The following is a 24,356-nucleotide window of genomic DNA, read 5'->3' as shown; positions in this document are numbered from 1 at the left end:
ATCAGCTTCGAGGGGACGTAGGCTTGCTCGCGAGATTAGAGACAACCGTTGTACGCATCACCTCCTTCTTTCACTTTCCGAGCGTGTTCGTCCCACTTCTCCAGCGTTGAGAAGTTGAACGAGACACTCCCGGATTGGTCCACCGAAAAGCCAGTGACCTTGGTCTCACTGTACATGTCGTGGTACTCCGCCTCAACGGCCCGCTCTTGATTGGTTGAGAGGAACTCTGCGTCACATGACACCCAGAAGTCCTTATCGCCACAGCCGTAGGAACACGCCGCCCCATCCTTAAACTGGAAGTCAACGCCGTTGAACTCCTCATCGAATACGCTGAGGTTGTCCATGCTGGAGGAGAAGTCTGCCGTGTCCGAGTTGTAGCGGAAGTGGTCGTCATCCCACGAGAGAGTAATTTGATCCGGACCCGGTGAACCGAGGCCTGTACTGGTGTCCATACTAATGTCGTAGAAGATGTTCGCGTACGATGTCGATGCACAGTCGGTATAGTACGTCATCGTCAGTGAGTTACTGAATGTTCTATCGTACCATTGATTGGTAGAGGGACCGTTGTTGTTCTTCTTGGCGAGGCCGAATTCGTGGGGGACAGTTTTAATGTGGTCTGCCTTCTTTTTCAAGAACTGTAGCATCCGCTTTCGACTGCCGGTCTTCTCGCGGATTTTTCCCGCCTGTTTGCGTGCAGTCGCGGCTCGCTCCTCGTTAGTCGGTTTGCCTTTTGCCGCACCTGCGACACCGGGAAGGAGCGCAACGCTCCCTACTCCAACACCTGCACGTAGGATAGAGCGCCGCGAACGTCCATTCTGCGATTCGACACTGTTGTTCAGTATGTCTTCTGACATATATAGTTGAATCAGAATAGTTGCGTATTAAATTATCTAGCTAACATTTTAGGCATTAATTGGAGGGCAAAATAGTTGGACAGAAAATGTATGTCTGTGCAGAATGATACTCTTAATAATGCAGATAACACGTCGAAAGGCCCTCACTGGCCTCGGTATCTCCGCTAGCGGCTTCGGACTTGCTTCGATTGTCGACCGTAACTCCGCTACAGCCATGAACGTTGATTACAGTGGTACGACGGCTACTGAGAAACCGATAGTGAAGAACGAACAACTTTCGATAGACGGGGGATTGGAGCATGGAATCTACTACAAGTCGCTGGTCACGTCCAAGAACGAAGTTCGGTGGGAGTATCTCAGGAAAGAAGATAGTTCGCTCGCGGGGAGTTTAGAGAAAACGAACTGGGGTTCCGAGCTACTAACTGTGTTCGGTTTGGCACTACCGAGGAACGTGGGGTTCGACCCGAAGGAGACAACGCTAGAAGACGGCACGTTGACCAAGAACCTCACCCTTCAAGAAACCCCGAGTTCGTCGTCAGAACTCACGATTCGCACCCACGTTATGCGTCTCGAAAACGTCAACCAAACACCCGAGACGTTCGAGGTAGACGTTACGTATTAATCGAAGTCACGCGCCTCCGCACGTTCTGAGTCGAACGTGTCGGATTCCCTCGCGGGGCCGACGAGAACGCGGCCCTTTTCCCGTCCTGTTCCCTACCGACCGTATGAGCAAACGCGAGCAGTTCCTCGCGGGCAAGCGACCCGAGGACGTGGCGCTGTTCCTCTCGGACTCCTTCGTCGAGGGCGAGGGCGACGGACTGGCCGAGCACGGCGAACAGGTCGAGAACGGCGTGATACTGGTTGTCGAGGGCGACCAAGGCCGGAGCGTGTTCAAGACCGCGACCGGCATGGACGCGATGGGGTTCGCCAAGCAGGCGATGGGCACCGAGGGCGGCGACATCGCTCGGGACCTCTCGGGCGGCCACTGCCCCGACTGCGACGGCGACGCCGAGTTCGTCTTCGCGTTCGCCGAGGAGCAGAACGAGGAGGTCGGCGACCTCTACGCCGAGGGCGACGTGATTCACGCCTACTCCTACTGCGAGTGCGGGACCGCCTACTCCGACAAGTGGCTCGCTGGCGAGACCGAGTAGTTCTCTCTACTGTTTGTTCGCTTCGGGTTCTCCCCGGTGTGACCACGAGAGTGACCAGCAGAGTTAGAGCGTTTTCCTTTTAGAAAGCCCCCGTCCGGTGGCTTGCGTCGCGGAGTGCATCCCGGTGGAACGCATCGCCGAACGTTCGCTCGTGGTCCGTCCCACCGAGCGCCCGCGCCGGTGGGCGCGGTTCCGAGATTCCGGGGAGGGCCGTTCACTGGCCCAAGCCGTTTTGCCGCTCAGTGTCGCAGACCCCGCCATGGGCGACTACGAGCGCGTCCCCGTCGAGGACTGGGCCGACGTCACGGACCACCTCCGCGAACTCGCGGCGGACGGCGAGGTGTCCGAGAGCGACGAGGGCGTCGAAATCACGGTGGGGAGCGCGACCTTCCTCGTCACGAAGGACGGCCGGGTCTCGGCCGGGATGCCGCTCCACGACTTCGAGGACGGCGAGGTCGAGGTGCTCTACTTCGACCACGACCGCGGAGCGGTGCGCGTCGAGAACGGCGACCGTTCTTACGAGTTCCGAGCGCCGTCGTAACCGGACCGCGGGACCCGCGTCGTAAGCGGTTTCATCTCGCGGTGTCTCGGTAGCGTCGATGAGTGACTCCGACGCCCGAGCGGACTCGGCGCGCCTCGACGCGGTGGCGGTCGGCAGCGCGGTCGAGGACCGCGTCTACGCGCTGACCAACCTCCCCGAACCCGACGGCGGCGCGTTCGTCCGCGAGGAATCGACCGCGGTCGGCGGCGTCGCCGCGAACGTCGCGGCCGCGCTCGCCAGACTCGGCCGCGAGACCGGGGTGGTCTCCCGCCTCGGCGACGACGACGCGGCCGACCTGATTCTGGCCGACCTCCGCGACCGCGGCATCGACGCCGAGCGCGTACGGCGGGGCGACCCCGACGAGCGCACCACCTACTCGATGATTCTACGCGACCCCGACGGTGAGCGCATGATAGTCAACGGCGGCGAGGCCGTCCCGAACCTCCGACTGACCGACGAGGACGTCGCGTACCTCCGGCGGGCCGACCTCGCGTTCACCAGTGCGTACGCGCCCGACCCGGTGGTCTCCGACCTCGTGACGACGAAGAAGGAGGACACCGCCGACTTCCCGCCGCTGGTGTTCGACCTCGCGGGACCGCTCTCGGAACTCGAAGACCGGGCCACCCGACCCGAGACGCTCGACGACCTCCTGCCGGTCTGTGACCTCTTCGTCGCCAACGAGGTCTCGGCCCGGTCGTACCTCGGCGCTGACCCCCGGAACGCGATAGAGACGCTCCGCGAGCGGGGCGTCCGCCGGGCCGCGGTCACCCGCGGGACGGACGGCGCACTCCTGCTCGACGGCGAGACAATCGTAGAAATTCCGGCGTTCGAGGTCGAGACGGTGGACACCACGGGCGCGGGCGACGCCTTCACCGCGGGCCTCGTCCACGGGTGGCTTCTCGACGACCGAACGCCCGAGGACGCCGGACGCTTCGCGGCCGCGACCGCGGCGCTGAACTGCACCGCCGAGAACGCCCGGGGCGGTCTCCCGACCGAACCCGAGGTCGAGGCGTTTCTGAACGACCGCTAGCGCGTCTCGTCGGCGGCCTCGACGAGTTTCCGGACGCGCTCCTCGGAGACCGGGTTCGTCGTCTCGCCGCCCTCCTTCAGCGCCGTCCCGACGATGGCCCCGTCCGCGACGCCGAGTATCTCGGCGACGTTCTCCACGGTCGTCCCACTGCCGACGAAAATGGGCGCGTCCAGTCCGGCCTCGTCGCGGGCAGAGACGGCCGCGCGGAGGTGGTCGCCAGAGACCTCGTGGCCGGTCCCCGCGCCGGAGACGACGACGCCCTCGGCGAACCCGCGTTCGACGGGTTCGGCGACCGCTTCGGCGTCGAGCGGACGTTCGGCGAGCGGGGCCGAGTGCTTCACGTCCAAATCAGCGAGGATAGCCACGTCGCTGTCGAGGCGCTCGCGCAGGCGGACCGTCTCGTGGGCCCGCCCCTCGATGACGCCTTGGTCGGTCACGCGCGCACCCACGTGAACGTTCACGCGGACGAGCGCGGCCTCGACCGCGGCCGCGACCGAGAGCGCGGCGTCGGCGTCGTTCCGGAGGACGTTGATTCCCATCGGGAGGTCCACCGCCTCGCGAATCGCCGCGGCGACTCGGGTCATCGACGCGACGACGTGCTTGGGCACGTCCTCGGGGTAGAACGGCGCGTCCCCGAAGTTTTCGAGCATCAGCGCGTCCACGCCGCCGTCTTCGAGTCGGCGGGCGTCGCGCAGCGCGGCCTCCAGCACCTCCTCGAAGTTCCCGGAGAACTTCGGTGCGCCGGGGAGCGGCGGGAGGTGGACCATCCCGACGATGGGCTTCTCGGCGTCGATTGGGGCGTCTGCGGTCGTCATTCGTCGGTTCCGGCCGCTGTATCGTCGTCCGCCTCCGCTTCGGCGTCGCCTTCTGCCTCCGCTTCGTCCCACTCTAGATTCCAGAACGCCTCCAGAATCACCTGCTTGGTCGCGGCACCGCGGGTCGTCCAGTGGTGGGCGTAGTCGAGCATGTCGTCGTAGATGCTCGGCTTGCACCCCGCGGCCTTGGGGTGGCCGCCGCCGTTGACCTGCCGGGCGACCTCGTGAGCGCGCTCGAAGTTGTCCGTGCCCCGAATCGAGGCGCTTCCGGAGGGCTTGACGATGACCGCGGCGTCGGTGCCCTGCTGGCGGAGCGCCTCGGCCACCTCGTTCTGCGAACACCGGCCGTAGGTCACGCCGACCGTCCACGGGCCGATCTCCTCGATGTCGGCGCGGGCGACCGCCTTCTCGATGAGCGCCTCCTTCTCGACGCGCATCTCCGCGAGGAACTCCTCGATCTCCTCGGGCAGGTCCGCGCCGTGTTCGGCGACCGCCTCGATGTACTCCTCGGGTTCGGCCCAGTAGGAGAAGTCCGCGAGGTCGTCGCTCCGCGGGTCGTCTCGAATCCAGAGGTCGTGGTCGCGGGTGACCGCCGCGAGTTCCACCAGATACGCCGGGAAGTCGTAGTCTATCGCTCGGGCCGCCACGTCGGCGGTACACTCCTCCTCGCTGTCGCCGACGACGAGGTCCACGCCCGCGTCCCGGACCGCGTCGGCCACGGTGTCGGTCCACTGGTGGTGGTCGAACCACCTGACCGCGCCCGCCTGCTCGACGAGGGTTTCGAGGGCCTCGCCGACCTCGTCGTAGGTGTCCGGACAGAGGTCGCAGACGAAGATTCGCGCGCCGGGTTCGCTGTAGTCGGCGACGCGCTCCAGCGCGTCTTCGAGGTCGTGAGGCCCGGCGTCGATGAGCGCGCCCTCGCCGTAGGCCTCCCGGACGAGCGCGGTGCAGGCCAGACCGTCGGCGTCGGGGTCAGCCACGACCGCGACGTCCGCGCCGGTCAGCGTCGCTTCGGCCTCGGCTTCCTCCTTCGCCTCCTCCACGGAATCGGGCACGAAAAAGCCCTCTCCGGGTAGAATGGACTTGCGCTCGACAGAGAGAGTATCGTCGTCGATGACCCAGTCTTGCATACCCGTTCGTCCGGGTGCAGCGGGGAAGTAATCCCCGATTGTCGGTCGGTCTGGTCCTCGCGGAGTCTCACTCGTCGCCTTCGAGTTGCCGAACCGTCAGCACGGGGACGGGACACGACCGGACGACGCGCTCGGCCACGCTGCCGATGAGGAATCGGTTCTCACCGTGGCGGCCTCGCGTCCCGGTCGCAACGACGTCGGCGTCCTGTTCGCGGGCGTACTCGGTGATTTCGGCCGCCGGACGGCCCTCGCGGACGGCCGTCACCAACTCGCGGTCGGCGTGGTCTCGCACGGCGTCGAGCGCGTCCTCGCCCTGCGACTCCAGCGCGTCGCGGAGTTCGCCGCGGAGTTCGTCCGGCGAAGATTCGACTTCGCCGGTGTCCACGACGTAGAGGGCGTGAACGGCGGCGTCGAAGCGCTCGGCGAGGTCGAGGGCGATCTGCACGGCGCGAGTGACGCTCTCGGACCCGTCCGTGGCGATGACGACGGTGTCTATCATAGCCACCCCTACTGTCGGACGCCTCTTAAACTTCGGTGGGACGTTCGGTGGCGAGGCGAAAGCGGACGAGACGCGAGGTGGGAGAGCGCAAGGACGGACGGGCGGGAGAAAACGGTGTTAGCTGTGAAGAGCGGAGAAACGGGACGGCGTTGGCTACAGGTCCGAGATGGTGTCATCGGAAGAATACTTTTACCATCTGTCCCTGCGAACAACGAAAAGATGAGAAAGGACACGATACTTCTCCTACTGTTCGGCGGCACCGTGGTCGTTCAGTCCGCGTGGTTCCTCTCGTCCTCTGCGGAGTTGACGACGTTCGTCATGGGCGTGAATCTGGGCGTGGTACTCGTCGGGACCGGCCTGTCGGCTCTCAAGTTGCTTCGGCCCGGTACGTACCGGTTCCAATACGAGTCGGACCCGAGCGAAGAAACGTAGCCCGGTCCGTCTGCTTTGAGGGAACTCCGGAGCGTACCGAGTAAACGAGGACTACGACGCGGAGAAGGTCGAGAGCAAGGAGACGCGAACGCCCGCGACACCGATATCAAACGTGCGAGCCGTCAGTCTGGCTGCTGGCCGCTCCCAATCACGACTTTCGACGCGTAGCCGACGAGCGCACCGAGCGCGCCGCCCACGGCACCGAAGAGGACGAGCGCCGGATAGATGAGGAGGACGCTCCCGACAGCCCAAATCAGTACCCCACCGTCGATTGCGAGGGTGGGCAGGAACTCCACCAATCCGAACAGGTACGCGAGCGGTGCGAGAACGAGTATCGGGATGGCTCCGGCGAAGGCACCGACTTCTGTGGCGGCCCGCCAAGAGTCCGCGTAGAGCAGTCCCGCGACCGCGCCGGCGACGAGGAGTCCGTACTGGACGGTGTGACCGTCCGAGAGCATTTGGGACAGGTTGTACTCCACGATGACGGCGAGACAACCGACGACAGTGCCCCACAGTACGGACAGGGCGAACTCTCCGCTGCCGATCGAGCGTGCGATGGACTGCCTGAGCGAGACGTGGGGGTCAGCCATTATTTGACATCATACGTTCTTGTTGATATTTAAACCTTTTACTCGGTCCCGGAACTCTCGGAGTTGTCGGGATACGGTCAGGTGTCCAACGGGGCAACACGGCAGATATCACGACAGAGCTCCGCGAATCGGCGACCCGGAAAGTGGAAAGGTATTTGCCCGCGGACCTTCCACTTTCGACTAATTGTGAGTGACTTACTGTCAATCTCGAATCTGCGGACGCAGTTCAACACGGAGCGCGGTGTGGTCGAGGCGGTGGACGATTTCGATCTGTCGATCCGCGAGGGTGAGACTGTCGGTCTCGTGGGCGAGTCGGGGTCCGGCAAGAGCGTCAGCGCGCTGTCGTTGATGCAGTTGGTGGACGACCCCGGCGAAGTTGTGAGTGGCGAGGCCGCGTTCCGCCACGAGGAACTGACCGCCGAGTTCGCGGAGCGATACCCGGCGGGCGTCGGCGACTTCGTCTTCCCCGACGAAGGGTACATCGACCTGCTCGCAACGCCCGAGAACGCGATGCGCGAGATTCGCGGCGGGGAGATGAGCATGATCTTCCAAGACCCGATGACCTCGCTCAACCCCGCGCTGACCGTGGGCGAGCAGGTCGCCGAGAGCCTGCGACTCCACCAGTACGGCGGCCAGCGAAAGGACTCGTGGTGGAACGCGGTCCGGGAAATCGCACCGAGCCTCGGCGGGAAGGACATCGACGAGGAGGTCCTGCAGGACACCATCGACATTCTGGAGGAGGTGGGCATCCCCGAACCGACCGAGCGCGTCGAGGAGTACCCCCACGAGTTCTCCGGCGGGATGCGCCAGCGCGTCCTCATCGCCATCGCGCTGGCCTGCCAGCCGAAACTCCTCGTCGCCGACGAACCGACCACCGCGCTCGACGTGACGATTCAGGCCCAGATTCTCGACCTCATCAACGACCTGCAGGACGAACTCGGCATGTCCGTCTTCTTCATCACTCACGACCTCGGCGTGGTGGCCGAGACCTGCGACCGCGTGGCCGTGATGTACGCCGGAGACATCGTGGAGTTCGGCCCGGTCGACGAAATCTTCCACAACCCGAGCCACCCCTACACCTACGCGCTGCTGGAGTCCATCCCGCAGGAGGACAAGGAGCGACTCACGCCCATCGAGGGCAACGTTCCGGACCTCATCGACATGCCCGAGGGCTGTCACTTCGCGCCGCGGTGTCCGTGGTCCCAACCCGAGTGTACCGAGGGCGAGATTCCGAACCTCCAGCACGGTCCCGACGACGTTGACCACCGCGCGAAGTGCGTCCTCGAAGAGTTCGACGAGAGCCAGTACGGGTCGGACCTCGACGGCATCACCACCACCGACCACGACATCGGCGACCGAATCCTCGAAGTCGACGGGATGAAGAAGCACTTCTCGCGGGCCGACGGCCTGCTCGACGAGTGGCTGGCCGACGAGATAGAGAGCGTCAAAGCCGTGGACGGCGTGAGCTTCGACATCTACGAGGGCGAGACGGTCGGTCTCGTGGGCGAGTCCGGGTGCGGGAAGTCCACCGCGGGCCGGACCCTGCTCCACCTCGAAGAACCGACCGAGGGCCGCATCGTGTTCCAAGGCACCGACCTCTCGGAACTCGACCGCGAGGGACTGCGCGACAAGCGCAAGGACATGCAGATGATATTCCAGGACCCGCTGTCGAGTCTCGACCCGCGGATGACGGTGGGCCAGACAATCGCCGAACCCCTCAAGATTCACAACCTGCCCGAGGAGGCCCCCGAGGGCGACACGTCCAAGAAACAACAGCGCCGTAACCGCGTCGCCGAACTCATGGAGGCGGTCGGTCTCGAACCCGGCCAGTACGACCGGTATCCCCACGAAATCTCCGGCGGCCAGCGCCAGCGCGTCGGCATCGCACGAGCGCTCGCCGTGGACCCGGACTTCATCGTGGCCGACGAACCGGTGTCGGCGCTGGACGTGTCGGTGCAGGCCCAGATTCTCAACCTGCTGGAAGACCTGCAGGAGGAGTTCGGCCTGACGTACCTGTTCATCGCCCACGACCTGAGCGTCGTCCGGCACATCTCCGACCGCATTGCGGTGATGTACTTGGGCGAAATCGTGGAGATAGCCGACACCGACGAGTTGTTCGACGACCCGAAGCATCCCTACACGCAGGCCCTGCTATCGGCGATTCCCGAACCCGACCCCCGAATCGACACCGACGACCGCGTCATCCTCGAAGGCGACGTTCCCTCGCCCATCGACCCGCCGTCGGGGTGTCACTTCCGGACGCGGTGTCCCCAGATAATCCCGCCCGAGGAGATGGACATCGAGCAGGACGCCTATCGGGCGGTGATGGACTACCGCGAGCGCGTGGAGGACCGCGCCATCGACCTCGACGCCGCGTGGGAGAAGGCCGCGGGCGACGACGCGGCCCAGACGGAGACGGCGACCGCAGCGGACGGCGGTCGTCCCGACGCCACTACCTCGGCGTTCGAGGCCGTCCTCTGGGACGACCTCTTCGACGCGGAACCCTCGGGGCATCCCCGCGAAGTCGTCGCGGAGTCGTTCGAGCACCTCGCGAAGGAGGACTGGGAGGCCGCCGAGTCGCTGCTCCGCGACCACTTCGAGAGCGTCTGCGAGCGGAACGGCCCGGTCCTGCAAGACGAGGCCCACCCCGCGGCCTGTCACCTCTACGACCAGCCAGAATAACGACGGCTACGTCTCGTCTGGGTGAGGAGTCCCGCCTACCGCACCGTCGCTCCGAGAACTCCTGCCGGTCTCGTTCTTTCGGTCCCGTTCGCGCCGGGCGTCTCGACAGTCGGGCAGCGGCGGCGGTTCCCGCCAACTGGTTACACGCCGATTCGAGAATTGAACTAACGCGGCCGATGTTCAATGCGGTCCCGTAGCCTTATACTCTAAATGATTGATTGGTATCGTTGGATGACTTCAAACGACACATCCGTTTCGAGGCGGAGTCTGTTGAAAGCGGCCGGTGGGGCGGCGGCGTCGGCCTCGGTCGCCGGGTACGTCGAGACGGGCGAGGCGAACGACGTACAACAGCAAGGGAGCGGAACTGTCACCTACGCTCGGGGGAACGACTCGGGCACGCTCGACCCGCAGAACACCACCAGCGGGGAGGACGTGAAGGTCACTAACCAACTGTACGACACCCTCATCGAGTTCGAACCGAACAAGACCACACTGCAGGAGGGGCTGGCGACTCAGTACTCGATGGACGGGACCACGGTGACCCTCACGCTGCGAGAGGGCGTCACCTTCCACAACGGCGACGAGTTCACTGCCGAGGACTTCGTGGCGACCTATCGGCGGTTCACCGACTCGGACTACCAGTTCTATCCGGGCGACTCGTACGTCTCGGCCTACGGTCCGTTCACGCTGGGCAACTGGGTGGAGAGCGTCAGCACGGGCGGTTCCGCGTCGGCAACGACGACTGACGGCGGTCAGGCCAACGAGACCGACGCGGAGACCACGACGGCGCAGGGTGGCGGCGGACAGGGGAGCTACACGCTCACCATCGAACTCGACGAACCGTACGCGCCGTTCCTGCGGAATCTGGCGATGTTCGCGTCGAGCGTGCTGTCGCGGCGCGCCATCGAGCGCCACGCGCAGGACCAGAACTTCTCGCTCAGCAACCAACCCGTCGGGACCGGCGCGTTCCAGTTCGAGAGTTGGGACACGGGCAACCAGCGCATCCGCCTGAGCAGGAACCCCGACTACTGGGGCGAGGGACCGTACGTGAACGAAGTGGTGTTCACGGCTATCGGGTCGAACACGACCCGCGCGCAGACGCTCATCTCCGGCGGCGCGGACATCATCGACGGCATCGGCGCGCAGGCGTCTCAAATCGTGCGGAACGCCGACGCGGCCGAACTGGTGGAGACGCAGGGCATCAACGTCGGCTATCTGGCGATGAACATGGCTCGGCGCGAGGAGTTCCGCAGCAAGAAGGTCCGGCAGGCCATCAGCTACGCGGTGAACACCGAGGCCATCGTCAACACCATCTTCAGGGGCATCGCCGAGCAGGCCAGCCAACCGATTCCACAGAAGGTACTCGGGTACAACGAGAGCATCGACCCCTATCCGCACGACCCGGACCGGGCCCAGCAACTGCTCGAAGAGGCGGGGTACGGGAACGGTTTCGAGTTCGAACTGGCGACGTTCAAGAACCCGCGGACGTACAACCCGTCGCCGATTCAGGCGGCCCAGACGGTCAAGTCGAACCTGAACGAGGTGGGTATCACGGTCAACATCAACCAGCAGCCGTTCAACCCCTTCCTGACCTACACGGAACAGGGGAAACACGACGCGTGTTTCCTCGGGTGGATGACCGACAACGCCGACCCGGACAACTTCTACTACGCCCTGCTCCACCCGCAGGTCTCGGAAGACAAGCTTCAACAGGGCCAAGACTGGGTTAGCTGGGACACCGAGGGCTTCAACACCCTCGACGTGGCGGCGTGGGCGAACCGCGAGTTCATGCAGTTGACCGAGCAGGCCCAGTCGACGCTCGACCGGAACGAGCGGGCCGAACTCTACAAGCAGGCCGGTCAACTCGCGCACGACGAGGCCCCGTGGGTGTTCATCGACCACGCGAAGGAACTCCGCGGCGTCGCCAACCGGGTTCAGGACTTCCAGATAGCGCCCATCAGCGGGCCGCTTCTCAACCGGGTCAAGGTCGAGGGCTGACCGCGCCCTCGCTCCTCGACGCTCGGTGTGACTCCGAGAAGGTACTCAATATCGAGTGGTTGTTTTATTTTCCCATAGTTTCAGGTCCGGCATACTTATATAGACTGTATGAGCATGCTTGTCTATGGCGATAGACGATAGTCTCAAACGACGTAACTTCCTGAAGGCAGCTGGCGGTGCGACGGCCGCGGCCACGCTCGCCGGGTGTACCGGCGGTAACGGTGAAGGCGAGGCCACGACCACCGAAGACACGGGTGGAACGACCGAGGAGACCACCGAATCCCAGAGTTCGGGCGGGACGCTGACCTTCGCTCGCGGGAACGACTCGGGCAGCCTCGACTTCCAGAACACCACCAGCGGCGAGGACGCCAAGGTCACCAACCAGATTTACGACGGTCTCATCGAGTTCGAGCCGGGCAAGACCTCGCTCAAGGCCGGACTGGCGACCGACTGGAGCGTCGACGGCAAGACGGTCACCCTCACGCTCCGCGAGGGCGTCACGTTCCACAACGGCGACGAGTTCACCGCCGAGGACTACGTGGCGACCTATCGCCGCTTCGTCGACAAGGACTACAAGCACTACCCCGGTCAGGAGTACGCCTCGTCGTACGGTCCCTACGCGCTGGGCGACTGGATCGAGACGGTCGAGAAGAACGGCGAGTACGAGGTGTCCATCACGCTCAAAAAGCCGTACGCGCCCATCCTGAAGAACCTCGCGATGTTCTGTTCGAAGGTCCACTCGCTCTCGGCCATCGAGGAGTACGGCAAGGACCTCTCGAAGAACCCGGTCGGGACCGGCCCGTTCGAGTTCGATAGCTGGGACACGGGCAACCAGCGCATCCGCCTCACCAAGAACGAGAACTACTGGGGCGAGGAGAAGGCCAAGGTGGACGAAGTTGTGTTCACCGCGGTCGGGTCGAACACCTCCCGCGCCCAGACCCTGCTCTCGGGCGGCGCGGACATCATCGACGGCATCGGCGCACAGTCGTCCAAGATTATCGAAAACTCCGATAAGGCCGAACTCCTCGAAATCCCCGGCATCAACGTCGGGTACATGGCCTTCAACATGTCCAAGCGGAAGGAGTTCCGCAACCGGAAGGTCCGCCGGGCGATCAACTACGCGGTGAACACGAAGGCCATCGTGGAGACCATCTTCAAGGGCATCGCCTCTGAAGCCAGCCAGCCCATCCCCCCGAGCGTGATGGGGTACAACGAGAACATCGACCCCTACTCCTACGACAAGGAGAAAGCCAAGAAGCTCCTCGAAGAGGCGGGCTACGGCGACGGCTTCGAGTTCGAACTGGCGACGTTCAAGAACCCCCGAGCGTACAACCCGTCGCCGCTTCAGGCGGCCCAGACGGTCAAGTCGAACCTGAACGAGGTGGGCATCACGGTCAACATCAACCAGCAGCCGTTCAACCCCTTCCTCGACTACACTGACAGCTACAAGCACGACGCGTGTTTCCTCGGGTGGATGACCGACAACGGCGACCCGGACAACTTCTACTACGCCCTGCTGCACCCCGGCGTGGACCGCAGCGAAGTGCCGGACGGGAAAGACTGGATCAACCCGGACAACTTCGACAGCGTCAACACGCTCAACGTGGCGGCGTGGGCGAACACCGACTTCATGAAGCTCACCGAGGAGGCGCAGGCCTCCTACGAGACCAGCAAGCGCAAGCCCAAGTACCAGAAGGCCGGGCAGATATTCCACGACGAGGCTCCGTGGGTGGCGCTCAACCACGCGAAGGCCCTGCGCGGCGTCAGCAACGACGTCGAAGGCTTCACGGTGCCGCCCATCGGCGGCCCGTTCCTCAACCTCGTCTCGCTGAACCGATAGCCCCGATTCGCCGACCGCCCGTAGTCGCTCCTAAACGACCGACTGCGGGACGACGGTAGCGAGCCTTTTTTGACCCCTGCCGTTTTTTCTCCGAGTGAATGATTTCCAAGCGGTTCGTTGTCAAACGACTCCTCCTACTGGTCCCGGTGTTGTTCGGGGTGGCGACGTTCGTCTTCGCCATCCTGCACCTCGCGCCGGGTGACCCTGCACGGGTCATCGCGGGCCAGCGGGCGTCCGAAGAGTTCGTCCGACAGATTCGGGCGGACCTCGGGTTGAACGACCCTATCTGGGTACAGTACGGCCGGTTCCTGCTGGAGGCAGTCCAGTTGGACTTCGGCAACTCCTACCAGATTCAGAAGAACACCCCGGTCAAGCAGATTCTGCGGTACAAGCTTCCGGTCACGCTGGAGATGGCTATCTACGGCCAGTTCCTCGGCATCCTCTTCGGCATCCCCGTGGGACTCATCGGTGCCGTCAAGCAGGACTCCATCAGCGACCACGCGACCCGAATCGGCGCGCTGACCGGCATCAGCGTGCCCATCTACTACAGCGGTCCGCTCGTGATCCTACTGTTCGCCCAGATTCTCGGCTGGTTCCCGGCGAGCGGTCGCATCGCCTCGCGGTTCGACATCCAACCGATAACGGGCGTCATCACCTTCGACACCCTCGTCAGGGGTAACTTCGCGGCGTTCCAGTCGGCGGCGCTACACCTGTTCCTCCCCGCGGTCGTCATCGGTATCTACTCGATGGCGCTGCTCTCCCGGATGATGCGGTCGTCGATGCTGGAAGTCATCCGGCAGGACTACATGCGCACCGCCCGCGCGAAGGGGCAAGGGGCGAAGATAACCGTGCTGAAACACGGTTTCCGCAACGCCCTCATCCCCGTGGTGACCGTCATCGGCATCCAGTTCGGGACGCTGCTTGGCGGTGCGGTCCTGACCGAGACCGTGTTCGGCATCGCCGGTATCGGTACCCTACTGGTGGACGCGATCGAGGTCGGCGACTACCCGGTCGTGCAGGGCACCGTACTGATGTTCGCGTTCCTGTTCACGATGGTGAACCTGCTCGTGGACGTGACCTACTCGTACCTCGACCCGAGGATAGAACAATGAGTACCGAAACCCAAACCGAGGACGTGGGCCAGCGCGGAATCGTCGAGCGACTCCGCGCGTCCCCGTTTCTCACCGAACTGCTGTCGAACAGACTCGCCCTCGCGGGCCTGAGCATGATATTCGCCATGGTGGCCGTCGCCCTCTACGCGCGACTGTTCATCGACCTCGCGTCGGTCACCCAGAGCCAGATCGGGACGAACCCCAATCTCGCGCCGCCGAGTTGGTTGAGCAAGAAGACCGCCGTCGTCGGCGAGTACGGCACGTTCGCGTTCCCGTTCGGCACCGACATCCAATCGCGGGACATCTTCCAACGCGTCCTCTACGGGGCGTGGCTTGCGATGAAGTACGGCACCATCACGGTCGGTGCCTCGACGGTGCTGGGCGTCGGACTGGGCATCCTCGCGGCCTACAAGGGAGACATCACGGACAACGTCATCATGCGCACGATGGACGTGCTGCTGGCGTTCCCGAGCCTCCTGCTCGCGCTGGCGCTGGTCGCCATCTTCGGCACCGGTCTCTGGAAGGTCGTCATCGCGCTGACGCTGGTCTACACGCCGCGGTTCGCCCGCGTCGTCCGCGGCGCGGCCCTGAAGGTGCTGGAGGACGAGTACATCGAGGCCACCGAGGCGCTCGGGGCGAAGGACCCACGTGTCATCGTTAGACACATCCTGCCCAACTGCCTCGCACCGATTACCGTCCAGTCCACGCTCAACTTCGGTCTCGCTATCATCGACATCGCGGCCCTCTCGTTCCTCGGGTTCGGTGCCGAGGCGGGGACGCCGTCGTGGGGTCTGATGCTGGCTAACGGCGTCGATCAGGGACTGCTGACCGGCGACTGGTGGTGGTCGTTCTTCCCCGGTCTGTTCCTCGCGATAACCGTCCTCGGGTTCAACCTGCTCGGCGACGGGATGCGCGACGCGCTCGACCCGCGGATGCGCGAGACCGTGGACTGACCGATGTCCTCGGCTGAACCGTCCGACGGCGACAGCTCGTCGGGGCTTCGCGAGCGCGCCCGCGAGGTCTGGCGTGCGGCGCTGTTGGGTGCCGCCCTCGGCGCGTTCGGCCTCGTGGCCGTCGTCGTCGCTGGCGAGACGCTGCAGTTCGCCAGCGAGAAGTTGTTCGCGCTCGCGGCGCTCGTCTTCGGCTTCTCGCTGCTCGGGTGGTCGGGGTCGATGTTCGCCGGGCGAGGGATGGAGAACTTCCAGAAGCACCTCGGCGGGCGCTCGGACTGGTCGGCGGCCGACTCTCGGCAGGCGATGGCGGTCCTGGGCGGCGTCGGCGTCGGCGGGATGGTCGGCGTCAGCGTCGGGACGGCGGTGCTGGCGAACGTCGTCTGACGATCATTTCTTCGCCGTAGCAGCAATAATAACCGTTCGACCTTAGACCCGGGCGGTCGTCGCTTCTGCCGTGAACGAGACGACTCGCCAAGCCGTCGCCGTCGCACTCGGCGTCGGGGTGGTCGCGTGGCAGGCCTCCGTGGAACCGGGCCGGGCGTTCGCCGCGGTTCTGCTACTCAGCGCGCTCGGGTACGCGTTCGCGCCGGTCGTCCGCGACGGCGTGGTGTGACGCGGCCGCCAGACCCCCGGCTACAGGGCGCGATGCAGAAAGCCCCCGAACAGGTGTTCGCCGTGTCGAGAGTCAGCGATAGCTCCGCGGCCGCATCCAGCGGTGAGAGGTCGTCGGTCTGACTCTCGGAGACCCGACAGCGCTTGGGCGTGCCCGAGCGTATCAGACCGGCAGATACCATGGTGGTGGCCGAACGAGTCGGCCGAAAAGCGACGACGGGAGATGCCGAGCAAGCGTCCCCGTCGCAGGTTCCGTTGGCGGACGAGTACCCTTCGGTTGCGTTCGAGTAGCGGTGCATCAGTCGGCGGGGGTCCGCCGACAACACATTCTATGCCGGATTTCAATATAATGGCGACTGTGTAGGCAACTATTTCCATTCTTCGCCATAAAAATAGACGTTCGTATCGAATTCGAGTGGAAAGTTAGACGGGCGGCAACAATCCATTCAATATTCCCCGGTCAGTTTGAGAATCGTCTGCTTCCGACGGACGCGAGTCGCACTCACCCCCGGACGTTCCGTCCGACCGGGTCGCCGAACTCGCCGTCGGCGGACTCGTCGGTTCCGCCGGGCGGGACCAGTGGCGACTCCTCGTCGGCCCAGACCACGCTTCCGCGGACCATCGTCAACTCGGGGAAGACGCCGGCCATTCCCTCGAACGGCGTCCACCCGCACTTCGAGTGGAGGTCCTCGCCGCGAATCTCGCTGGAGTCGTCGGGGTCCACCAACACGAGGTCGGCTATCAGTCCCTGCTCGACCGCTCCCTTCCGGGTCAGGCCGAACACGTCGGCGGGGTTGGCCGCGGTCAGGTCCCGGACGCGCTCGTAACTCAGGTTCTCTTTTCGAGCTTCTTCGAGCAGGAGCGGCAAGGCCGTCTCGACGCCGGGCACCCCGCTCGGTGCGTCCCAGACGCTCGCGTCCTTCTCCTCGCGGGTGTGGGGCGCGTGGTCGGTGGCGACCATATCGACCGTCCCGTCGGCGACGCGCTCGAACAGGGCCTCCCGGCGGTCCTCGCTCCGGAGCGGCGGGTTCATCCGGCCGAAGGTGCCCAACTCGTCGTAGTCCTCGCGCGAGAGGAAGAGGTGGTGGGGCGTCACCTCGCAGGTCGCGCCGCCCGCCGTCGCGGCGTCCACGCCCTCGGGCGTACTGGTGTGTGCGACGTGGATACTGGCGTCGGCCTCCGCGCCGATTTCGACCGCGCGCTCGACCGCGGCGGCCTCGGCCTCCGCGGTCCGGTAGGCGCTCCACGCGTCGTAGTCGTCGCCGTCGCGCTCTCTGGCCGCCTCCGAGAACAGGTCGGCGTCCTCGGCGTGGACCGTCACGACCCGGTACTCGTCTGTCGCGCGCTCGACGGCCTCCCGGAACAGGTCCTCCTCGATGCCCATCTCGCCGGTCGAGTCCGCGAGGAACACCTCGCCGAGCGCCAGCACGGGCCGGTCGAACAGTTCGTCGGGGTCCCAGTCGGGCGTCACGCCGCCGTTGATGCCGTAATCGACGTAGGAGTCTGCCGCGAGGTCGGCCTTCCGGTCGAAGGCGTCGCCGTCCACGGTCGGCGGGTCGGTGTTCGGTTGGTCCACCACGGTGGTCACGCCGCCCGCCGCGGCCGACCTGCTTCCGGTCTCCCACGTCTCCTTGTGGTCGAAGCCGGGTTGTCGGAAGTGGACGTGCGCGTCTATCATCCCCGGGAGGAGGAGTTTGCCGGTGGCGTCGATGGAGTCGCCGGACTCCGTGAGCGTCGAACCGACGCCCGCGATGCGGCCCGCGGACGTGTCGATGCGCACGTCTACCTGTCGGCCGTCCGCGAGCGTCGCGTTCCGTATAGTGAGCATTAGTCGTCGGGCAGTTCGAGGGTGGGCGTCCTAAGCGTCCCGATTACGAGTCCCCGGACCGCGGGTTCTCGGGCCGGGAGTCGGTAGTCCCCCAGTTCGGTCTGGCAGTCGGTAGTCCCGCTCTCCGTTCCGCGGTTCGAGGAGTCACGCGCGGTACGACCAGACGGCCATGAACGTGAAGAAGACGCTGCTGACGAGCATCGAAACCGCGCCGACGAACCAGAACGCCCGGCGGGCGACGGTGCTGTCGTACAAGCCCACGAATCTGAACAACGGTCGGAACCGCCAGCCCGGGTCGAGGGCCTCGTGGCTCCCTCGCGCGGTTAGCCACAGTCCGTAACAGCCAGAAATCAGCAAGGTAACGCCGAAGAAGCCGAAGAGGGCCGTTCCGAGCATGCGAGTCACCCGCTCCCGATTCGAATCGGCCTCCGATAAACGTTCTCCTGTCTCCAGTCGACGAACCGCGTCTGAGAATCGCGTCAGTCGGCAGTCTCGGCGTCTGCGACGTCGGGAACCGACACGACTTCGGTCTCGGCGTCGCCGACCAGCAGTTCCTCGACGGTCCGGGCCACCTCGTCGGGGTCGCCGTTGCCGCCCGCGTCGGCGACGCTCCCGACCGACTCCGGGTCGAAGGGCATGTCGAGGCCGTCGTACACCGGGTCGAGAACGTCGGCGATTTCCTCGCGGTCACACGCGATGACGACGCCCGAGACCAGCGCGGCGTTCTTCCGGACGCGCTGGGCCACGCCGACGAGTTTCCCGTCGCGCTGGAGCGAGTAGTCGCCCGGACAGAAACTCGCCTCGGGTTCGCCGCGGGACGCCGGGACGCCGAGGTGCCACAGCGCGCGCTGGACCGCCCGCGTCACTCGCTCGTAGCGTTCGTCCATCCCGACGCGCATGTCCTCCAAGGGGAGGACCTTGGCGAACGCGACGGTGTTCCCGGTGTAGGCGACCGCTCGGCCGCCGACGGACCGCTCGACCGGGGGGAAGTCGTGGTCGGCGGCCACCGCCGTGGCCGCCTCGTAGCCGTCGGCCCGGGAGTCGCGTCGGCCGAACGCGAGTTGGCGGTGGGGGCGCCACGCCCGGACCGCCGCTTCACCGTCCTCGGCCACCTGTTCGAGCAGTCGGGCGACGACTTCGCGGTCGGCGTCCCGGTCGGCCGCCCGGCCGCGGAGTACGCGCATGCCCGCCCTTTCACATCCGGAGTACCTAAACCCTCGCGTCTCCGAGACGCGGACGATGGTCACGGTCGGTCCCGAGACGCTAGAACGGTTCCCGCGGTTCTCGCTCTACAACTCGCCCTACGCCGCCCACGACGAGGGGTGCGCTATCGACCTCTACCCGCACGAGGGCGACTGGCGTGAGACCGGAGACGACCACGAGACCCGTGAAACCGCCGCGCCGAGTCCCGTCGCGGGCGAAGTCGTGACGACGCGGACGGTCTCCGCGCCGCCGAAGGACTACGCCGTGGAACACGACCACCTCGTCGTCATAGAGACTGGCGAGTACCTCGCCCGAATCCTCCACGTCGAACCAACGGTCGAACCCGGCGACGAGGTGGCGGTGGGCGACTCGCTCGGCGAGATGGTGCGCTCGGGGTTCTTCGCGCCGTGGGTGGACAACCACATCCACCTCGGCTTTCGGTCGCTCGACGCGAACCCCTACCGGGCGTCGGGGTCGCTCCCGGTCGAGATAGCGCCGGAAGTCGAACTCGCGGGCGTCGCGTGGGACGGCCGGGGGACGGTCGTCGCGGCGGGCGACACCTTCGCCGTCCTCGACGCGCCCGACCACCCAGCGCCGGGCGAGCGGTTCGCGGGAATCTCCGCAGAAAGCGGTGGGATTCTCGACGGCGGACTCCCCCACTACGACGGCGGCGGGATTCTCCGCGGAACGGGCGGCGACGGGCCGGTCTCGCTCGCGGGTCGGCAGGTCGGCACCGCCGAGGGCCGGACGATTGCGTGGGACGACGTGACGGTGTTGGCGAACGGAACCCCGATTACCGGTCTCTCGCTGTTCGTCGCTCGGGAGGCGCTCGGCGCGAAACTCGTCTGCCCCGACACCGAGTTCGAGGTGGGAGAAACGGTGGACGTCGAAGTTCGCTGATTACTCGAACTCGATTTCGTCTTTCGTCGTCAGTTCGCCGAACAGGAAGTCCGAGTGTTCGACCGCGTACTCCTTGTGGTCTTCTTCGATGTAGCCCAGCGCGTCCTCGACGACGACGGGCCGGTAGTCCCGAAGCCCCGCGCTCCCCGCGGTGTGGAGGACGCAGACGTTCGCCAGCGTCCCGCAGAGCAGCAGGTCGTCGATTCCGTGCGCGTCGAGGTGTCCTTCGAGGTCCGTGCGGTAGAAGGCGTCGTACGTGTGCTTCGTCACGACGTGGTCCTCGTCGCGGACGTCGAGGTCCGCGACCAGTTCGGCGTCCCACGAGTCTTCGAGGACGTGTTCGCCCCAGCGCTCGAACTCGTCGTAGTAGTGGTTGCCCTCGAACTGCTCGGGCGGGTGGACGTCGCGGGTGTAGACGACCGACGCGCCCGCGTCGCGCGCGGCGGAGACCACGTCGGTCACGTCGGCGATTGCGTCCTCGCTGGCGGGTGCGTGGAGGCTCCCGTCGGGGTGACAGAAGCCGTTCTGCATGTCCACGACCACGACGGCGGTCGAATCCGGGTCGAAGCTCATGTCCGATAGTAGTCACTCGTCGCCGAAAACGTTTGCTGACAGTCCGGTCGCGTTTCACCGGCAATCGACGCCGCTCGGCGCGCAGGTTCGTTTCACCGTTTCATCAAGAGGTTTTTGTCGGTGTAGACCCACGTCACGGTCACAGGAAATGCGTACGACTATCGCAATCGCGGTCGCTCTGATGCTCGTCGTCGCGGGGTGTTCGCAGGCTCCCGGCGCGGGAACGACGACCGATACGACGGACGACGTGACGGGAGCGACGACCCAGCCCGGTTCGGGGACGGACGACCAATCGGGCCAGCAGGTCGTCAAGCCCGACGACCCAGAGTCCGACGTGCTGGGGTGGGAGGCGGGCTACTGGTACAACGAGACCATCGACGTGAACCCCGACGACGGGTTGAACGCGACCGAACTCAACGAGACGGTCGCCCGCTCGATGGCCCGCGTCGAACGAGTCCGCGAACTCGAATTCGAAGCGCAGGTCCCCGTGGACATCGTGACCCGCGACGAGTTCCGGTCGCGCCAGTCCAACGGTTCGACGCCCGACGACCGGCGGCTGCTCGACAACGTGAAGTACGAATCGCTGTTCATGATCAACGAATCGACCGACTCCCTCGCGGTCCAGAACAGCAACTCCGGGTCGTCGGTCGGCGGATTCTACAGTCCGGGCGAGGAGAAAATCGTCGTCATCTCCGAGAACGCGACGACGCCCAAACTCGACGAGATTACGCTCTCGCAGGAACTGTTCCACGCGCTTCAGGACCAGAAGTTCGACCTCTCGGGGTTCAACCAGTCCACGCGCGAACTCCACAACGCGAAGGACGGCATCATCGAAGGCGACGGTAACTACGTGGACCACCTCTACTCCCAGCGTTGCAAGAACGAGTGGAACGGCGACTGCCTGACCCCCGAATCGACCGCCGGGTCGGGGAGCGGTCTCGCCAACATCGGACCGTACCTCATCAAGTACCAACCCTACAGCGACGGTCCGCCGTTCGTTCGCGGCGTCCACAGGAGAGGTGGCTGGGAGGCGGTCAACGACCTCTACGAGAACCCGCCGGAGAGTACCGAGCAGGTCATCCACCCCGACAAGTACGGCACGGACGCCCCCGCGGAGTTCACCGTGGAGAACCGGGCCAGTAACGGCTGGGAGCGATTGAAAGTGCAGAACCGCCCCAACTACGGTAGCGTCGGCGAGGCCGGTATCTTCGCGATGTTCGTCTATCCCTACTACGCGAGTCAGGGCCGGACGCAGGTCGTCCCGGCCACGCAGTTCTTCAACATGAAGCAGGGCAGCGACCAGATTCGTGAGTTCGACCCGCTGAACTACAACAGCACCTACTCGACCGGGTGGGACGGCGACAAACTCGCCGTCTACACCAACGACGCCGCGGCGGTCAACGAGACCGGGTACGTCTGGAAGTCCGTCTGGGACTCCGAGCAGGACGCTCGGGAGTTCGCGGAGGGCTACCGAAAGGTGCTGAAGTACAACGACGCGACGAAGGTGGACGGTCGCGCGAACACGTGGCGCATCGAGGGCAACGAGTTCGCCGACGCCTTCTACGTCCGCCAGCAGGGCGACACGGTCGTCGTCGTGAACGCGCCGTCGGTCTCGGACCTCTCGGACGTTCGGCGGGGCGCAGCACCGACGCAGTAAGCGACCCGTACTGACCGCGGTTCCTCCTTTTCGACGGCCAGTAAACGGGACCTTTTTCGCTTCGGCGCGGGTACGTCCGCCCATGACTCACCCGAGGTGGTGGCGATGAGCGGTGGATTCGACGTTGTCTCGGAGTCGGCCATCCGTGACGGGACGGCGACCGACGCCTACTTCCTGCGGACCGAGGAGACGCTGGAGGCCGCCGACCGGAACCCCCGCGTCGTGGCGGAAGTGACGCAGGACCAGTTCCCATCCGGCGAGTTCGACCTGTTGGCGGGCGTGAAAGACGCCGCCAACCTGCTCGAAGGAATCCCCGTGGACGTGGACGCCGTGCGCGAGGGCCGATTGTTCGACGGCGGTCCGGTGATGCGAATCGAAGGCGACTACCTCGACTTCGCGCGGTACGAGACTTCGCTGCTGGGACTGCTCTCCCACCAGAGCGGAATCGCCACCGCGGCGCTGGAGGCCCGCCGGGCCGCCCCGGACTCGTCGGTGCTGAGTTTCGGCGCGCGCCACGTCCACCCGTCGCTCGCGGCCGTCGTGGAGCGGGGGGCGCTCGTCGCCGGACTCGACGGCTTCTCGCACGTCGCGGCGGGCGAGGTTCTGGGCCGAGAGGCCAGCGGGACGATGCCCCACGCGCTGGTCATCGCCTTCGGCGACCAAGAGACCGCGTGGGAGGCGTTCGACGAGTCGGTGGACCCCGACGTCCCCCGCATCGCCATCTGCGACACCTACTCCGACGAGAAAGACGAGAGCATCCGCGCCGCGGAGGCGCTGGGCGAGGCCCTCGACGGGGTGCGCCTCGACACGACGAGTTCCCGGCGCGGCGACTTCCGACACATCGTTCGGGAGGTGCGGTGGGAACTCGACGCCCGCGGCCACGAGGACGTGGAGATATTCGTCAGCGGCGGACTCGGTCCCGAGAATCTCCGGACCCTCCGGGACGTCGCCGACGGGTTCGGCGTCGGCGGCCACGTCAGCAACGCCGACCCGCTGGACTTCGCGCTCGACATCGTGAAACTCGACGGCGAACTCGCCTCCAAGCGCGGCAAACTCTCCGGGACGAAGCAGGTGTTCCGGACGCCCGACGGCGGCCACCACGTCGGACTCGCGGACCGCGCGGACCCCGAAGACGGCGAACCGCTGCTGGAACCCCTGATTCGGGACGGCGAAATCGTCCGAGAGTTCGACGTGGACGAGGCCGCCGAGCGCGCGCTGGAGGACGCCGAACTGGTCGGGTTCCGGGAGTAACTGGACGGTTCTCTCTGCCGACCGCTTCCGTCGTGAGGTTCAGACGGGTCTGCAGACGAGAGGCCAACGAGACGTAAGTATGGGAAAGGACGGCTTCTACAGTTCTTCGACCGTTCCTTCGGGTTCGCGCTCGCTGAAGACCTGCCCGTCGAACAGCGTCACCATCACGTCGTCGTCTTCCCACGCGCCCTTCGGGAGTCCGGCTTTCCGGCAGGTCCGGTCGAGGTACTCGAAGACGCTCCACTCGTTCTCGATGGGGAGCGTCGGGTACATCCACGCCTGCTCGCCCCGACCTTCGATTGCGACGCCGTGCGTGCCGAGTTCGATGTCCTCCACCGGGTCCTCCGAGAACTGGGTATCACGGACGACGCAGACCGAGATTTTCAGGTTGGGAAGTTCGGCTTCCTCCACTTCGGAACCGCACGAGGTGTCGCTCGCGGCGCTGATGGCCGAGTCCACGATGAGGTGGCCGAGTTGGTCGGTGCCTTCGTACGCACCGTCGCATCCTCGGAGACGGCCGCGTCCCCGCGTCGAGGAGAGACGGACGAACACTCCGGTTCGAGCGTAGAACGCTTCGCGCATGCTACCGGGCTGTTCGCGTTGCCCGTTGATAACGTAGGATTCGACGGATTCGCGTGCGAGTTCTACGGCCCGCGTACCATCCTCGTAGGAAAGAGTCACTGCCTGAGCCTGTGCCATACACAA

At 65.3% G+C, this 24,356-nt stretch carries 26 protein-coding genes; 16 read left to right on the top strand and 10 right to left on the bottom strand.

What is annotated here, in order from left to right:
* Nucleotides 1-35 precede the first annotated feature (35 nt).
* Nucleotides 36-854 carry a hypothetical protein gene (locus tag NGM06_RS06630; protein ID WP_254269520.1) on the bottom strand — a complete coding sequence of 273 codons (819 nt, stop codon included), beginning with the start codon at nt 852-854 and terminating at the stop codon, nt 36-38.
* 118 nt (nt 855-972) lie between these two features.
* Between NGM06_RS06630 and NGM06_RS06625 the strand changes: the two genes are divergently transcribed.
* The 4 genes from NGM06_RS06625 (at nt 973) to NGM06_RS06610 (ending at nt 3,576) form a co-directional block, all read left to right on the top strand.
* Complete coding sequence (locus tag NGM06_RS06625; protein WP_254269519.1) at nt 973-1,476, top strand: hypothetical protein; 504 nt, start codon at nt 973-975, stop codon at nt 1,474-1,476.
* A gap of 103 nt (nt 1,477-1,579) precedes the next feature.
* Nucleotides 1,580-2,005: a DUF5807 family protein gene (locus NGM06_RS06620; protein WP_254269518.1), complete on the top strand. Its 426-nt coding sequence runs from the start codon at nt 1,580-1,582 to the stop codon at nt 2,003-2,005.
* 259 nt (nt 2,006-2,264) lie between these two features.
* Complete coding sequence (locus NGM06_RS06615; RefSeq protein ID WP_254269517.1) at nt 2,265-2,546, top strand: hypothetical protein; 282 nt, start codon at nt 2,265-2,267, stop codon at nt 2,544-2,546.
* Nucleotides 2,547-2,604: 58 nt separating this feature from the next.
* A complete protein-coding gene (locus tag NGM06_RS06610; protein ID WP_254269516.1) occupies nt 2,605-3,576 on the top strand; it encodes a carbohydrate kinase family protein in 972 nt (323 codons plus the stop codon).
* Here the strand turns inward: NGM06_RS06610 and NGM06_RS06605 are convergent.
* From NGM06_RS06605 to NGM06_RS06595, 3 genes are all read right to left on the bottom strand, one after another.
* Complete coding sequence (locus NGM06_RS06605) at nt 3,573-4,391, bottom strand: BtpA/SgcQ family protein (protein ID WP_254269515.1); 819 nt, start codon at nt 4,389-4,391, stop codon at nt 3,573-3,575. The two genes, NGM06_RS06610 and NGM06_RS06605, sit on opposite strands and share 4 nt — an antisense overlap.
* Nucleotides 4,388-5,521 carry a DHH family phosphoesterase gene (locus NGM06_RS06600; protein WP_254269514.1) on the bottom strand — a complete coding sequence of 378 codons (1,134 nt, stop codon included), beginning with the start codon at nt 5,519-5,521 and terminating at the stop codon, nt 4,388-4,390. The genes NGM06_RS06605 and NGM06_RS06600 overlap by 4 nt, the downstream gene beginning before the upstream one ends.
* A 67-nt stretch (nt 5,522-5,588) precedes the next feature.
* Nucleotides 5,589-6,020: a universal stress protein gene (locus tag NGM06_RS06595; protein ID WP_254269513.1), complete on the bottom strand. Its 432-nt coding sequence runs from the start codon at nt 6,018-6,020 to the stop codon at nt 5,589-5,591.
* 219 nt (nt 6,021-6,239) lie between these two features.
* On the opposite strand from NGM06_RS06595, the gene NGM06_RS06590 reads away from it, so the two are divergent.
* Nucleotides 6,240-6,452 (top strand): hypothetical protein, encoded by a 213-nt coding sequence (locus tag NGM06_RS06590; protein WP_254269512.1) that lies wholly within the window; start codon nt 6,240-6,242, stop codon nt 6,450-6,452.
* 122 nt (nt 6,453-6,574) lie between these two features.
* Here NGM06_RS06590 and NGM06_RS06585 read toward each other — a convergent pair whose 3' ends face one another.
* A complete protein-coding gene (locus NGM06_RS06585) occupies nt 6,575-7,042 on the bottom strand; it encodes a DUF5518 domain-containing protein (protein WP_254269511.1) in 468 nt (155 codons plus the stop codon).
* Nucleotides 7,043-7,228: 186 nt separating this feature from the next.
* Here NGM06_RS06585 and NGM06_RS06580 point away from each other — a divergent pair, with 186 nt between their 5' ends.
* From NGM06_RS06580 to NGM06_RS24125, 8 genes are all read left to right on the top strand, one after another.
* Nucleotides 7,229-9,724, top strand: a complete 2,496-nt coding sequence (locus NGM06_RS06580; RefSeq protein ID WP_254269510.1) for an ABC transporter ATP-binding protein — start codon at nt 7,229-7,231, stop codon at nt 9,722-9,724.
* Nucleotides 9,725-9,955: 231 nt separating this feature from the next.
* Nucleotides 9,956-11,722 (top strand): ABC transporter substrate-binding protein, encoded by a 1,767-nt coding sequence (locus NGM06_RS06575; protein ID WP_254269509.1) that lies wholly within the window; start codon nt 9,956-9,958, stop codon nt 11,720-11,722.
* Nucleotides 11,723-11,846: 124 nt separating this feature from the next.
* Nucleotides 11,847-13,562 carry an ABC transporter substrate-binding protein gene (locus tag NGM06_RS06570; RefSeq protein WP_254269508.1) on the top strand — a complete coding sequence of 572 codons (1,716 nt, stop codon included), beginning with the start codon at nt 11,847-11,849 and terminating at the stop codon, nt 13,560-13,562.
* A gap of 98 nt (nt 13,563-13,660) precedes the next feature.
* Nucleotides 13,661-14,674 (top strand): ABC transporter permease, encoded by a 1,014-nt coding sequence (locus tag NGM06_RS06565; protein ID WP_254269507.1) that lies wholly within the window; start codon nt 13,661-13,663, stop codon nt 14,672-14,674.
* Nucleotides 14,671-15,627, top strand: coding sequence for an ABC transporter permease (locus tag NGM06_RS06560; RefSeq protein WP_254269506.1), 957 nt, complete (start codon nt 14,671-14,673; stop codon nt 15,625-15,627). The genes NGM06_RS06565 and NGM06_RS06560 overlap by 4 nt, the downstream gene beginning before the upstream one ends.
* 3 nt (nt 15,628-15,630) lie before the next feature.
* Nucleotides 15,631-16,011, top strand: a complete 381-nt coding sequence (locus tag NGM06_RS06555; protein ID WP_254269505.1) for a DUF7268 family protein — start codon at nt 15,631-15,633, stop codon at nt 16,009-16,011.
* 70 nt (nt 16,012-16,081) lie between these two features.
* Nucleotides 16,082-16,240 carry a hypothetical protein gene (locus tag NGM06_RS06550; protein WP_254269504.1) on the top strand — a complete coding sequence of 53 codons (159 nt, stop codon included), beginning with the start codon at nt 16,082-16,084 and terminating at the stop codon, nt 16,238-16,240.
* Nucleotides 16,237-16,362, top strand: a complete 126-nt coding sequence (locus NGM06_RS24125; RefSeq protein ID WP_256568000.1) for a hypothetical protein — start codon at nt 16,237-16,239, stop codon at nt 16,360-16,362. The genes NGM06_RS06550 and NGM06_RS24125 overlap by 4 nt, the downstream gene beginning before the upstream one ends.
* Before the next feature lie 379 nt (nt 16,363-16,741).
* On the opposite strand, the gene NGM06_RS06545 is transcribed toward NGM06_RS24125, so the two are convergent.
* The 3 genes from NGM06_RS06545 to NGM06_RS06535 form a co-directional block, all read right to left on the bottom strand.
* On the bottom strand, nt 16,742-18,067 hold the full coding sequence (locus tag NGM06_RS06545; protein WP_254269503.1) for a dihydroorotase: 1,326 nt from the start codon (nt 18,065-18,067) through the stop codon (nt 16,742-16,744).
* A 144-nt stretch (nt 18,068-18,211) separates the two neighbouring features.
* Nucleotides 18,212-18,472, bottom strand: a complete 261-nt coding sequence (locus NGM06_RS06540; RefSeq protein WP_254269502.1) for a hypothetical protein — start codon at nt 18,470-18,472, stop codon at nt 18,212-18,214.
* 74 nt (nt 18,473-18,546) lie between these two features.
* Nucleotides 18,547-19,251, bottom strand: coding sequence for a lipoate--protein ligase family protein (locus NGM06_RS06535; protein ID WP_254269501.1), 705 nt, complete (start codon nt 19,249-19,251; stop codon nt 18,547-18,549).
* Here NGM06_RS06535 and NGM06_RS06530 point away from each other — a divergent pair.
* On the top strand, nt 19,250-20,170 hold the full coding sequence (locus NGM06_RS06530) for a DUF8155 domain-containing protein (RefSeq protein ID WP_379793319.1): 921 nt from the start codon (nt 19,250-19,252) through the stop codon (nt 20,168-20,170). The genes NGM06_RS06535 and NGM06_RS06530 overlap by 2 nt on opposite strands.
* Here NGM06_RS06530 and NGM06_RS06525 read toward each other — a convergent pair whose 3' ends face one another.
* The gene (locus NGM06_RS06525; protein ID WP_254269500.1) at nt 20,171-20,743 is read right to left on the bottom strand and encodes a cysteine hydrolase family protein; all 573 of its coding nucleotides are present in this window, start codon (nt 20,741-20,743) and stop codon (nt 20,171-20,173) included.
* Between the two features lie 148 nt (nt 20,744-20,891).
* Here NGM06_RS06525 and NGM06_RS06520 point away from each other — a divergent pair, with 148 nt between their 5' ends.
* Both NGM06_RS06520 and NGM06_RS06515 read left to right on the top strand, forming a co-directional pair.
* Nucleotides 20,892-22,400, top strand: a complete 1,509-nt coding sequence (locus NGM06_RS06520) for an Hvo_1808 family surface protein (protein ID WP_254269499.1) — start codon at nt 20,892-20,894, stop codon at nt 22,398-22,400.
* A 105-nt stretch (nt 22,401-22,505) separates the two neighbouring features.
* The gene (locus NGM06_RS06515) at nt 22,506-23,651 is read left to right on the top strand and encodes a nicotinate phosphoribosyltransferase (RefSeq protein WP_254269498.1); all 1,146 of its coding nucleotides are present in this window, start codon (nt 22,506-22,508) and stop codon (nt 23,649-23,651) included.
* Between the two features lie 96 nt (nt 23,652-23,747).
* Here the strand turns inward: NGM06_RS06515 and NGM06_RS06510 are convergent, their stop codons facing one another.
* Complete coding sequence (locus tag NGM06_RS06510) at nt 23,748-24,350, bottom strand: TIGR00296 family protein (RefSeq protein ID WP_163523704.1); 603 nt, start codon at nt 24,348-24,350, stop codon at nt 23,748-23,750.
* Nucleotides 24,351-24,356: the final 6 nt, after the last annotated feature.

This window comes from Halorussus aquaticus (genome assembly GCF_024218795.1).
GTDB classification, from domain to species: Archaea; Halobacteriota; Halobacteria; order Halobacteriales; family Haladaptataceae; genus Halorussus; species Halorussus aquaticus.
The sequence above is the reverse complement of the archived record's forward strand: the minus strand, read 5'-3'. Positions and strand labels throughout refer to the sequence as shown.